Raw genomic sequence first — 12,338 nt, forward strand, 5'->3', positions numbered from 1 at the left:
AGCGAAAAAAAATTATTTAAATACTGTTATTATATATAAGTTATATTAGCAAACCCATTTTTCACGGGGATTGAAAAATCAGGTGAAAGCCTGCTTAAGAATTATCCACTTCTCTAAATGTTTAGAGTTAGTTTTTATCCTTTTTGCCAAATAACCTTTTAAAGAATCCCTTCTTCTCTTTCTTTTCTTTCTTTTCCTTTTTATCGGCACCTGTAAAAAGCCGTTTCAGGAATCCCTCCTTCTTTTCAGGCTCACAATCCATTAATTGAACTACACTGGCTGAAGGTGGAGAAAATCTCGCCTGGGTAATGGAGTTGAATTGATCTTCCTCATTGAGCTTTTGAAGGAAAAGAGCAAATATTGGTAAGGCGGAATTTGCACCCTGTCCTATAGAGGTAGTTCGAAACCCGATGCGATGATCGTCTGATCCTACCCAGGTAACGGCTACTAATTTTGGCATAATGCCTACAAACCAACCATCTTTATTCGCCTGGGTGGTTCCGGTTTTTCCTGCGATGTCGTTGTTGAGCCTATAGGTTGTTCTTAATCTCGTTGCTGTTCCTTCATTAACAGTGGCTTTCAACATTTCGATCATTATTTGCCTGTTAGTTTCAGAAAAAGCGGGTTTTTCACTTTCCTTAGGCTTAAATTCTGCAAGAACATTTCCCTCGCCGTCTTCAATTCTCGAGATATAATATGGGGTACTTGGTTTCCCGTCATTAACATAACTGGTATATGCTTTTGTTACCTCCTTTAGACTCAATTCTGCAGTACCAAGGGCTATAGAAGGAACCTGCGGAAGATCTGAAGCAATTCCCATTCTCTTAGCCTGATTGATAACATTTGCTATTCCTGTTTGCATAAGCACTTTTACCGCAATAGTATTGATCGATTTACTAAGAGCAGTTTTCATATTGTAATTAATATTTTCATCTTCCTCTGTATTCCCTGAATTTCCGGGAGTCCATCCATCTTTATAGGTAACTTCGTTTAGCGAATAGTAGGTACAGGGTTCAATTCCGTTTTCCAGGGCTGCGGTGTAAACTATAGGTTTAAATGTTGAACCCACCTGCCGTTTACTCTGCGCCACGTGATCATATTTAAAATTTTCAAAGTCAATCCCACCAACCCATGTCTTTATAGCACCTCGCAGGATCTACTGCCAAAAAGCTAAGCATTGAGAAATTTTAGGTAATGGGAAATACTATCCAGAGTACTTGCATTAAGCATTTTATTCCCATCATATTCAAAAAGCTCCATTTCTCTCGTTTCTTCAGCCAGAACTTTTAGGATCTCTTCATCAGTTTTTCCTTTCTCCTGGAGTTTTTTATAAGGTGCTGTACGCTTGGCAGCATCAAGTAAAATAGCTTTGTTTTTCACCCAGGGAGCATTGTCACCATAAGATTTCTCATGAGCCTCCTGTAGTTTAGCCATATGAGTTCGCATCGCTTCTTCAGCCAACTCCTGCATTCTGTAATCCAGAGTAGTGTGAACAATTAGCCCGTCACGATAGATATTAAATTTTTCCCCGTTCCTGTTGGGTATTGTATCCAGGAGTTCGGCAAGATCTTTACGTAATTGTGCTCTAAAATAAGGAGCAAGACCACGGTCGTGACTATAGAATTGATAGTTTAATACCAGATCTTTCATTTTTGCTTCCTCTAATGTTTCCTTATCGAGATAGCCGTATTTCTCCATTTGTACAAGAACTACATCTCTTCTTAACCGACTCCTCTCAGGAAAAATCCGCGGATTGAAATAATGGGAAGCCTTCAACATACCCACTAAAACGGCAGCTTCTTCAAGGCTTAATTCACTGGTGTGTTTATTAAAAAATTTTGCAGCGGCACTTTCTATTCCAAACGTATTGTCACTAAAGGGCACTGTGTTTAAATAATGAGTGAGGATTTCATCTTTTGAATAAACATCTTCAAGACGCTTTGCTATTATTGATTCCTGAAGTTTATTTATAACTATTCCCAGTGGCCCGTAGTCTTTTCTTCCATAAAGGTTTTTTGCTAATTGTAAAGTAATTGTACTTCCTCCACCTGAAGATTTATCCTGGAGTAAGAGCGTTTTAAAAAACACTCTTAAAAGGCTTCTATTATCTATCCCATCGTGCTCATAAAAACGAACATCTTCGGTTGCAATTAAACCTTGAATAAGATGTTTGGGAATGTCTTCGAATTCAATTGGCTGCTTAGTCAAATATGTAATACTTACCAATTAATTCACCATCAGCAGAGAGTACCTGGGTAGCTTCATTTTGATCAAGGTTCTGGAGATCTTCAGATGTGGGTATTTTGCCAAATAATCCAAAATAGATACAGAGATACAGTATTATGAGTATAGCAAATATTGAAATAACAATCCCCAGCGTCCATTTAAGAATTGGAGATCTTTTTATTCGTTCAAGCATAATTAGGTTTCTACTAAACAAATAAACGAATACTTCTAAAAATGTTTAGGTGAGTTTAGTAAAATTTTAGGAGTAGGGAAGAGGAAGATTATTTAAACTAAATAGCTTAGCTACTTTTCAGCTCCGGCTATTGGTGCATTAAGATTTTCATAATAAGGAATTTTAGGGGGTGAATTTTAATATTTTCTTTCCTATATAATGCTACTTATTTGGGTGATTTTTGTTTTAAATGTTTAGGCCCCAAATCTTCTCTTTTCATACCAGGAACTTCTGGTGGTTTGTCTAATATTGAGGAAGTGTCTTCTCAAAGATTGTTTTCCTTCAATTGCGATTGTACTTTCTAATGTTGCCATGATTAATGAATTTAAGATTAATGATAAATTGTGATGATTTAGATAAAACGTCTTCGGTTGTTCCAGCTTCCTCTGGTAGTGACTTTCAGATTTAAAAAATCTTTTTTTGATTGCCTTCTTTTACGATGTTGAAGATTGGGCTACAGTTTGCTAATGTTGACATGATTGATGAATTTAATGATTGATGATAAGTTGTAATGATTAGATAAAACGTCTTCGGTTGTTCCAGCTTCCTCTGGTAGTGACTTTCAGATTTAAAAAATCTTTTTTTTGATTGCCTTCTTTTACGATGTTGAAGATTGGACTAAGGTTTGCTAATGTTGACATGATGGATGAATTTAATGATTGATGATAAGTTGTGATGATTAGATAAAACGCCTTCGGTTGTTCCAGCTTCCTCGGGTAGTCACTTTCAGATTTAAAAAATCTTTTTTTGATTGCCTTCTTTTACGATGTTGAAGATTGGGCTAAAGTTTGCTAATGTTGACATGATTGATGAATTTAATGATTGATGATAAGTTGTGATGATTAGATAAAACGTCTTCGGTTGTTCCAGCTTCCTCTGGTAGTGACTTTCAGATTTAAAAAATCTTTTTTTTGATTGCCTTCTTTTACGATGTTGAAGATTGGGCTAAAGTTTGCTAAAGTTGTCATAACTAAATGTTTAATGTTTATATCTAATAGACTTCTGAAAAAGAAATCTGTTACAGTACTATGTATAAAACAGTAGTAATTTAACTATTATTTAACAAATGACCCTATTTACTGAAGCTCTGGAAAAAATAATTAGCACCTTCTGGCTTTAAGAAAGGTTAATCTTACCTTAAATATCTTCTATACAAACTTCTCTGGGTTTTTTGTGGTTTGAAAAAGGCGTAATATTATATCCCTATTTCTATTGCAGACAGACTAAAGAATAAAGAGTAATGAATAGAACAGCAGTTTTGATCATCCTGGGTGCCCTTCTTGTTGTAGGGATTATATATTTTTCATTCAAGGCAAAATCTCCCTTTGATATATTTACAGAAGGTGAAATGATAAGCATTGAACAAAAGTGGGAACTGCCTTTAGTTCTTGAGGAGATTTCGGCCATTGCTTATATGGAAGAGGATAAAATAGCTGCCGTACAGGATGAGGAAGGAATTATATTTATTTATAATCTGGCTAAAAACATTATTGAAAAACAAATTCCCTTTGCTGAAAAAGGAGATTACGAAGGATTAAGCCTGGTAGGAGGGACTGCTTACGTTTTACGAAGTGATGGTGTAATTTTTGAAATTCAGAATTATCGTAATAATTCACCCACGGTAACCCAATTTCAAACGGGAATAGATCCTGCATTAAACTGTGAAGGTTTAGGCTACGATAAAAAGAACAACCAATTATTAATTTCAATTAAAGACCTGGCAGGAGAAGATTTAAAACCTGTTTTTGGCTTTAATCTTCAATCTAAAAAATTACAGAAGGAGCCAGTATTCAACATAAATTTTCAGGATACAATTTTTTCTGAATTAAGGCAAAAGAGAATTGACAGAATATTTCGCCCTTCGGAAATTACTGTTCATCCGCAAACGGGAGACATCTATATGCTTGAAGGGACAGTTCCCAAACTCCTGGTTTTAGATGCTGCAGGTAAACCTCTAAAATTAAAAATTTTGAATGTAGAACAAATTCCCCAGGCGGAAGGGCTCACCTTTAGCCCTTCAGGAGAAATGTATATTTCTAATGAAAGTGGGAGTGAATTGCCTAATATTTTGAAAATAAAATGGGAAGACTAAAGTTATTCTTCTCTATAGATTTAAAACTTAAAAACGGGCCTCAGCCCGTTTTAATTGAATACCCGTAAACCTAATTATTATTTCTGCATTTCCTTTGCAACTGCCTGCACTTCATCTAATACCCTAAGCAGATTTTCTCCCCACAACTTTGCAATTTCTTCTTCTGTATAACCTCGTTTTACAAGCTCTATAGTTACATTAAGACTTTCAGATGCGTCGTCCCATCCTTCTATACCACCACCACCGTCAAAATCTGAACTTATTCCCACGTGATCAATTCCAATTAATTTTACCATATAATCTATGTGGTCCACGAAATCTATCACACTCACTTAAGCATAATTTCCTGCTTAAGTTTCTCAATTTCAGGTTTTGCACTTTCTGTAACTTTTCTATATCCCTCATAATAAGCTTTCCGGGTTTTGTCGTCGAGATTGCGAATGCTGTCTCTCGATAAAACTGTAAATCCCATTTCTTTGCCTTCGGCACTTATAAGTTCATCCTGGGCTTTTCCAAAACCTTCGTGTTTTTCTGTATTTACATAGGCACTAAAAGCTACTGTTTGCACTACGCCTCCATGCTCTTTGAACAGCATCAACAATTCATCATCCAAGTTGCGGCTATGGTTGCATAAAGCCCTAGCCGAGGAATGAGATGCTATTAAAGGAGCTTTTGAGATTTCAAACATTTCTTTAATAGCTTCTTTTGAAGGGTGAGAGACATCTATCATCATTCCAACCTTGTTCATTTCTTTTACTGCCTGTTTGCCCAGTTCACTAAGACCACCGTGCAACCATACATTATCTTCTTCCCCCGTGTTAGAGTCACTTAACTGGCTATGACCGTTATGAGAGAGAGACATATAACGAGCCCCCAGATTATAAAATTCCTGAATCCTGTTTAGGTCTTCTCCTACAGGATAAGCATTTTCCACACCTATCATGGCTACAAGCTTTCCCTCTTTTACAATTGATCTTACTTCAGCCGATGTTGTTGCCAAACCTATTTTTTCAGGTGCTATTGTTTTTACTAGGCGGTGAATTGCGTCAAATTTGGACATAGCATTTTTATAAGCTGCTTCATATCCTTTGGGCGTAAGTTCATCCTGCCCGGTGTATACGATGAACCAGGCAACGTCTAAACCTCCGGCTATCATTTTGGGAAGATTCACCTGTGTATTGAGATCCTGAGTATAATTGCGGGATTTTGTAAAGTTGTCTATATTAATATCGGCATGAGTATCAATAGTAATAACATTTTTATGGATTCTTTCGGCTTTTTTCAGAAGTTCTTTATCCTTCGTACTTTGGGAAAATGACCAACTTCCACATACGAGGCTAAGGAGAAAAAATAATTTTAATTTCATAATTAACAGAGGTTTTTGAACAACCGGGAATTTACAGATTATATTTTAACTGGCAGTTGATTTTCACTAACGGCATTATTTTTTCTTCTAACTTTGATTAATTTTAAATACTTTAATGAAGAAATTTATTGTTGTAAATCAACCTGAAAAATGGCATATTCCTGTAGACAATATTGCCATTATTTCTGCCAGGGAATATTTGACCAATCCTGAATATTCAAGGATTAAAAAAGCGAGGATTTTCAATCTTTGCAAAGATTACTCTTACCAGTCAAAGGGTTATTATGTTTCACTTCTTGCTGAAGCTCGTGGACATTTGGCTATACCAACAGTTAAGAACATAGTAGATCTGCGGGAGCCAAAACTGGTAAGAATAGTTTCCGATGAATTTGATGATCTTATCCAGCATACTTTAAAAGGAATAAAATCACAGGAGTTTACCTTAAGTATATATTTCGGACAAAACGTAGCTCAAAAATATAAAGAATTGAGTGCTATGTTTTACCTAAGCATTTTCAGATTCCTTTCCTAAGGGTAAAGTTTAATTATACCACCAAATGGAATATTAAAAGTATTAAGGCAATTTCCTCATCTGAAATTCCCGAGGAGCATAAAAGCCTTATGTTTTCGTATGCCACTCAATATTTTGCAAAAAAGAGGTACGATACTCCCAAACAACAAACTTTTGATTATGATCTTGCGATATTGGTAAATCCTGAAGATCCTGCGCCTCCCAGTAACGCTAAAGCAATAAAGAAATTTATTGATATAGCAGAAAAGCTGAATTTTTATGTTGAAGTTGTTTCCCCTGATGATCTTTCCCGTCTTTCTTCTTTTGATGCTGTATTCATTAGACAAAGTACAGAGGTTAATAATGAAGCTTATGCATTTGCGAGGAAGGCTCAACAGGAGGATATAGCTATTATTGATTATCCGGATGCCATTCTTAAATGTTGTAATAAGGTTTACATGGCCGAAGCGCTTGGAAATGCTAATATTCCCACGCCTAAAACTATTATTGTTCATAAAGACAATAAAGATGAGGTGTTGGAGCTTACCTACCTTCCCTGTGTTCTAAAATCCCCGGATTCAACTTTCTCGTTTGGAGTGAAGAAAGCAGATACCCCGGAAGAATACCTTGAACTTGTAAGCGGAATGTTGAAAAAGTCTGAACTTATTATTGCCCAGGAATTCACACCCTCTGAATACGACTGGAGAATTGGAATTTTAGATGATGTTCCAATCTTTGCCTGCCGATATTACATGGCCAAAGATCACTGGCAAATTTACAACTGGGATGCTCCTAAAAAAGATGATAATTATGGAAATGCAGACTGTCTTCCTATAGAAGAAGTACCCAAAAAGATTCTTAGTGTAGCACTAAGATCTGCAAAATTAATGGGAAAAGGTTTGTATGGAATAGATGTAAAGGAAGTTGATGGAAAAGCAATGGTAATTGAAATTAATGATAATCCTAACATTGATTTTGGGGTAGAGGATGCTTATTATGGTGATGAAGTATACGTTGCCGTTATTTCTGCCTTTAAAAAACGTCTCGAAAAAAACCTGATATGAGTTACCGCCTTTTTGAAGTTTTTGGAATTGAACTGGAATATATGCTTGCGGGTACAAAAGATCTTAAAGTAGCTCCTGTGACCGATCAATTGATAAAATTAAAAACAGGAGAAATTTCCAGTGATGTTGACAATGGAAAAATTGAATGGAGCAATGAACTAGTTGCACATGTGGTGGAATTAAAAACAAACGGCCCCACAGCAGATTTGGAAACCCTCGATGAACTTTTTGCTGAAAATATTACAGAAATCAACCAGTTACTGGAGCCGAAAAATGTAAAATTATTACCTACCGCATCGCATCCCTTGATGCATCCCGAAACTGAAATGAAATTATGGGAACATTCCTATAGTAAAATCTACGCCCTTTACAACCGGATTTTTGATTGCAGGGGCCATGGCTGGAGTAATGTTCAAAGCATGCATATAAATCTTCCTTTTTTTGACAATGATGAATTTGAGAAATTGCACGCCGCAGTGAGGATTCTTCTACCTATTATTCCTGCATTAAGTGCCAGTTCACCCATTTTTGAAGGAAAAGATACTGGTTTTAAAGATGCACGTATGGAAGTTTATAAAACCAATCAAAAGGAAATTCCGGAAATGACAGGAAAAGTAATTCCTGAACAGGTTTTCAATAAAGAGGAATATTACCGCCAAATTTTTGAGCCAATTAATAAGGCGATTAAACCTCACGACACAGAAAATATCCTTGATCATCATTTTCTTAATTCCCGGGGAGCCATAGCCCGGTTTGATCGTAAAGCAATAGAAATTAGAGTTATTGATATTCAGGAATGCCCCAGAGCTGATGTGGCCATTGCGGTTCTTGTAATAGAAACTTTGAGGCTACTTGTGAGTGAAGAAATGGTCTCTTTAGAAGATCAAAAATCCTGGCACGAAAATGATCTCTTCGAGATTTTTAATGCTGTTATTAAAGATGCGGAAGGAGCTAGAATTAATAACCAAAAATTCCTGGCTATTTTTGATGTTCATGAACCAGATACTGCAGCAAATATATGGAAAGCAATTTATAGTAGGGTGAAGGAGAATATTTCGGCTAAACATCGGGAGTCTATCGATTTTCTTTTGAAGAATGGTAGTTTGTCTACACGAATTCTTCAGGCAGTAGACGGAGATTTTTCAGAAGAAAAAATAAAAAATATCTATCATACCCTTTCCAACTGTCTTTCACAGAATAAAATGTTTTCCGTTTGAAACTTTTGCTTACCTGCGAACACGGGGGTAATGAAATTCCTGAAAATTACCTGAACCTCTTCTTAGGTTTTGAAGATGTTCTCACTACTCACCGTGGCTTTGATCCCGGTGCCCTGGATCTTTTTAGGTTTTTGGGACCTCTGTCAAATTTCGAACTTTACAGCACGACCAGCAGGCTGCTGGTAGAATTGAACAGATCGCTTCATCACGCTGCCCTCTTTTCCGAAATTACCAAAAGTCTTTTCCGAAGTGAAAAAGAAGAGATTCTTGCCTCCTATTATTTGCCGTACCGGAAACAAGTCGAGGAAAAGATAAACAGGTGGCTTAAGGAAGGAGAAAGCGTGGTACATATATCTGTTCATTCTTTTACTCCAATTTTAGAAGAGATTACCAGAAATGCAGATATAGGAATTTTATTTGATCCTTCCAGAGCTGATGAAAAATTACTGGCAAAAAGTTGGAAGGGGAATTTGAAAATTTTAGCACCGCACTTAAGGGTGAGATTTAATTATCCCTACAAAGGTACTGCAGATGGTTTTACCACTTATCTCAGGAAAAAGTTTCCTGAAAATTATATAGGTATAGAATTAGAGGTAAATCAAAAGTTTACAAATAACAATGAAATGAAGATCGATATAAAAAATACAATTTTTAAATCGGTACAGGATGAAATAAGAAGAAGACAAAAAGAGTAAAGCAATGGGGCGAAATCGTGTGGGGATTTCTTATTGCTTTCTTTTTGTCTTCCTATGCCTTCAGGAAAATTCTATACTTCCTCCTTCAGGTATTCCTCTTGTTTGAGAATTTTAAGAAATACAGTAGCCATTTGCTTTCCGTGGAGAGAACTTTCAAAATCCTGTCTCTCACTTTGTGCATTAATGCCCGAAATAACTGCAACATCTGTCTTCTTGCAACTGCTTTATTCCTCTGGAAATAATTTATTCATTAAGCGTAGCTTCAACAGAAATATCAGTATTTAAAAGTTTAGAAATGGGACAATTTTCCTTTGCTTTTTTAACTAACTGGTCAAATTTTTCTTTTTCGATCTCAGGAATTCGGGCTTTTAGGACCAAATGTGATCTTTTTATAGTTCCATCCTCAAAGGTAATTTCGCCGTTTGTCTCCAGTTTTTCTGGTTTATAATTTTCCTCTGTAAGAAAAGCCGATAATTGCATTGCAAAACAACTAAGCATGGGCTGCCGCTATCAACTCCTCCGGGTTCGTGCCTGTCCCACTTTCAAAACGGGATTTAAACGAGTATTGAGTATCTTTTAGAATTCCGCTTTGCGTGCTCAGGGTTCCATTTCCTTCTTTAATAGTTCCATTCCAAATGGCTGTTGCTTTTCTTTTCATAATGATTAACTAATTTTAGTTTGCATTAATTTAGGCAAGTTAGATTACAATAAAAAATTTTTAATTTAACCTTAACCCTTCAGCTAAAAGGTAGATAAGAGTAAGAGCCAGGGAATTTATTACAATAAAAAAAGGCTGATATTAAAAACATCAGCCTTCCTCAATTTTCCCGGTTGGGAATATTTATTTTATCTCTACTACTTCAAGATCAAAAACAAGATCTTTTCCTGCCAGGGGATGATTACCATCCACAACAATAGTATTCTCTTTTACGTCTCTTACGATAAGATTCATTTCCTGACCTTCCGGACTTTTGGAAACCAGTCCCATTCCTACTTCCGGCTTAATTTCCTCTGGCAGTTGACTTTTTTCAACTTCCTGAATAAGGTCCTGCCGTGGTTCTCCGTATGCTTCTTCCTTAGGTATATTTATAGTTTTTTTCTCGTTTACCTGCATATCCAAAAGACCTTTTTCAAATCCCGGGATTAGCTGGCCCTGTCCTAATGTAAATTCTATGGGTTCACCTCTTTCTACAGAACTGTCAAATACCTGTCCATCGGTTAATTTTCCTGTGTAATGTACTTTTACGGTGTCATTTGCTTTTACTTGACTCATGTTTTTTGCTTTTCAATTATATTAGGCTTAATTTCCAGCCTCTTACGTTTAAGCTTACAAAGGTACAAGTATAAAAGTGCTTACCAAATCAGGAGAAAATATATGTCCGTTCTTCACAAAACATTAACATTAGAACTAGATATAGATTAAAAATGAGGGAGATTTCTGATTAAATGAAGTTTGGCTAAAACGTTTCTTTTAGGTTTTCTAGCTTTAAGTGAATATATTTATAGAGTTACAAATAAATTGACCTTTTTAATTTTTCTTTAACTATCCTAATTAATGCATTTATGAAAAAAGACAATGCTTAAGTATTTCCGGTTCAAGAAGATCCTTTATTAAAAGTACTGCACTTGCTGCAACCGGAGTAATGATCGTTCCCCGCCACGTTCTTGGTGGTCCCGGTTTTATTGCACCCAGTGACCGTTTAGTTGTTGCGGGAATTGGAGTAGGAGGTAAGGGAGAAAGTGACATAAGAATGTTTGCTGAATCTGGTAAAGCAGAAATTGGGTTCTTATGTGATGTTGATGACAGGCGTGCAGCAGCATCCAGAGCCCGTTTTCCAAAGGCGAAGTATTATAAAGATTATCGTGAAATGCTGGACAAAGAAGGGAAGAACTTTGATGCAGTATCAGTTTCCACACCAGACCATAACCACGCGGTACAAACTATGGCTGCAATGGAAAGGGGGAAACATGTGTATGTTCAAAAACCTTTGACACATGATATCTATGAAGCCAGAGCATTAGCCGAAGGGGCTCGGAAGCATCGGGTAGTAACGCAAATGGGTAATCAGGGAGCTTCAGGAGACGGGGTAAGAGTTTTACAGGAATGGTTTAACGCAGATCTTATTGGAAAGGTACACACCGTATATTGCTGGACCAACAGGCTAGTATGGCCACAGGGAATACCATGGCCGGAAAAGAAAGCTCCAGTACCTGCAGAGCTGGATTGGGATTTGTGGTTAGGTACTGCACCTAACAGAGAATATGTGGAAGGACTTGTGCCTTTCAACTGGCGTGGCTGGTGGGATTATGGTACAGGAGCTTTAGGGGATATGGGCTGCCATTTAGTGGAACCTCCTTATGCCGTTTTAGATCTTACTTATCCTAAAGATGTTCAATGTAGTGTAGGAAGTGTATATGTTGATGAATTTAAACGCGGGTATTTTCCCGAAAGTGCGCCACCATCGAGTCACGTAATAATGACATTCCCGGGTAATGAAAAAACGGGAAACAAGGACCTCACGATGCATTGGATGGATGGAGGAATCCAGCCTATGCGTCCTGAGGAACTGGGACCCAACGAAGTTTTTGGTGATGGTGGTAACGGAGTGCTTTTCATTGGAACCAAAGGTAAAATGATGTGTGGTACGTACGGTGCGAATCCGCGTTTGTTGCCTACTTCCAGAACTGAAGAAGTTAACGTTCCTCAAAATATTGAACGGGTACCAGGGGGAGCAGAAGGTCACTATGCTCAATGGGTAGAAGGAGCACTTGCAGGTTATGGAAATAAAAAATTAAGTTCTCCTTTCGACATTGCAGGACCCCTAACAGAAACTTTATTAATTGCAAATCTTGCTATTAGAAGCCAGGATGTAAGGAAACAGTAAAAAATGAGCGTGGTGACACGGTTTTTCAATATCCGGGAAGAGATATTAAA

The 12,338-nt window shown here is 36.9% G+C and carries 9 protein-coding genes and 3 pseudogenes; 5 read left to right on the top strand and 7 right to left on the bottom strand.

The features are described from left to right. Positions 1 to 127: 127 nt before the first annotated feature. From LZ575_RS02225 to LZ575_RS22205, 4 genes are all read right to left on the bottom strand, one after another. Positions 128 to 1,090, bottom strand: coding sequence for a penicillin-binding transpeptidase domain-containing protein (locus LZ575_RS02225; RefSeq protein ID WP_235328082.1), 963 nt, complete (start codon positions 1,088 to 1,090; stop codon positions 128 to 130). A gap of 80 nt (positions 1,091 to 1,170) precedes the next feature. Further along, complete coding sequence (locus tag LZ575_RS02230) at positions 1,171 to 2,208, bottom strand: transglycosylase domain-containing protein (RefSeq protein ID WP_235328085.1); 1,038 nt, start codon at positions 2,206 to 2,208, stop codon at positions 1,171 to 1,173. Next, positions 2,201 to 2,419, bottom strand: coding sequence for a hypothetical protein (locus LZ575_RS02235; protein ID WP_235328088.1), 219 nt, complete (start codon positions 2,417 to 2,419; stop codon positions 2,201 to 2,203). The genes LZ575_RS02230 and LZ575_RS02235 overlap by 8 nt, the downstream gene beginning before the upstream one ends. A 554-nt stretch (positions 2,420 to 2,973) precedes the next feature. Beyond that, positions 2,974 to 3,099: a hypothetical protein gene (locus tag LZ575_RS22205; protein ID WP_255702734.1), complete on the bottom strand. Its 126-nt coding sequence runs from the start codon at positions 3,097 to 3,099 to the stop codon at positions 2,974 to 2,976. A gap of 599 nt (positions 3,100 to 3,698) precedes the next feature. Here LZ575_RS22205 and LZ575_RS02240 point away from each other — a divergent pair. Next, entirely contained in the window at positions 3,699 to 4,550 is an 852-nt protein-coding gene (locus tag LZ575_RS02240) for an SdiA-regulated domain-containing protein (RefSeq protein WP_235328090.1), read from the top strand. Between the two features lie 77 nt (positions 4,551 to 4,627). Here the strand turns inward: LZ575_RS02240 and LZ575_RS02245 are convergent. Continuing rightward, a pseudogene (locus tag LZ575_RS02245) lies at positions 4,628 to 5,916 on the bottom strand (dipeptidase). A gap of 115 nt (positions 5,917 to 6,031) precedes the next feature. Here LZ575_RS02245 and LZ575_RS02250 point away from each other — a divergent pair. The 3 genes and pseudogenes from LZ575_RS02250 to LZ575_RS02260 all read left to right on the top strand — a co-directional run bounded on the left by LZ575_RS02250 (position 6,032) and on the right by LZ575_RS02260 (position 9,403). Further along, positions 6,032 to 7,491: pseudogene (locus tag LZ575_RS02250) on the top strand (RimK family protein). Beyond that, the gene (locus tag LZ575_RS02255; protein ID WP_235328092.1) at positions 7,488 to 8,708 is read left to right on the top strand and encodes a glutamate-cysteine ligase family protein; all 1,221 of its coding nucleotides are present in this window, start codon (positions 7,488 to 7,490) and stop codon (positions 8,706 to 8,708) included. Before LZ575_RS02250 ends, LZ575_RS02255 begins: the two are co-directional and overlap by 4 nt. Continuing rightward, positions 8,705 to 9,403 carry an N-formylglutamate amidohydrolase gene (locus tag LZ575_RS02260; protein WP_235328094.1) on the top strand — a complete coding sequence of 233 codons (699 nt, stop codon included), beginning with the start codon at positions 8,705 to 8,707 and terminating at the stop codon, positions 9,401 to 9,403. The genes LZ575_RS02255 and LZ575_RS02260 overlap by 4 nt, the downstream gene beginning before the upstream one ends. A gap of 243 nt (positions 9,404 to 9,646) precedes the next feature. Here LZ575_RS02260 and LZ575_RS02265 read toward each other — a convergent pair. Both LZ575_RS02265 and LZ575_RS02270 read right to left on the bottom strand, forming a co-directional pair. Next, a pseudogene (locus LZ575_RS02265) lies at positions 9,647 to 10,061 on the bottom strand (OsmC family protein). 183 nt (positions 10,062 to 10,244) lie between these two features. Next, positions 10,245 to 10,676 (bottom strand): peptidylprolyl isomerase, encoded by a 432-nt coding sequence (locus LZ575_RS02270; RefSeq protein WP_235328096.1) that lies wholly within the window; start codon positions 10,674 to 10,676, stop codon positions 10,245 to 10,247. A 370-nt stretch (positions 10,677 to 11,046) separates the two neighbouring features. Between LZ575_RS02270 and LZ575_RS02275 the strand changes: the two genes are divergently transcribed. After that, positions 11,047 to 12,288, top strand: coding sequence for a Gfo/Idh/MocA family oxidoreductase (locus LZ575_RS02275; protein ID WP_311195932.1), 1,242 nt, complete (start codon positions 11,047 to 11,049; stop codon positions 12,286 to 12,288). Positions 12,289 to 12,338: the final 50 nt, after the last annotated feature.

The organism is Antarcticibacterium sp. 1MA-6-2 (assembly GCF_021535135.1).
Classification (GTDB): domain Bacteria; phylum Bacteroidota; class Bacteroidia; order Flavobacteriales; family Flavobacteriaceae; genus Gillisia.

What these genes read in the sequence shown, in the direction of transcription:
- LZ575_RS02270 (WP_235328096.1), bottom strand. Translation starts at nt 10,676, where the DNA reads ATGAGTCAAGTAAAAGCAAATGACACCGTAAAAGTACATTACACAGGA.
- LZ575_RS02275 (WP_311195932.1), top strand. Translation starts at nt 11,047, where the DNA reads ATGATCGTTCCCCGCCACGTTCTTGGTGGTCCCGGTTTTATTGCACCC.
- LZ575_RS22205 (WP_255702734.1), bottom strand. Translation starts at nt 3,099, where the DNA reads ATGTCAACATTAGCAAACCTTAGTCCAATCTTCAACATCGTAAAAGAA.
- LZ575_RS02255 (WP_235328092.1), top strand. Translation starts at nt 7,488, where the DNA reads ATGAGTTACCGCCTTTTTGAAGTTTTTGGAATTGAACTGGAATATATG.
- LZ575_RS02235 (WP_235328088.1), bottom strand. Translation starts at nt 2,419, where the DNA reads ATGCTTGAACGAATAAAAAGATCTCCAATTCTTAAATGGACGCTGGGG.
- LZ575_RS02240 (WP_235328090.1), top strand. Translation starts at nt 3,699, where the DNA reads ATGAATAGAACAGCAGTTTTGATCATCCTGGGTGCCCTTCTTGTTGTA.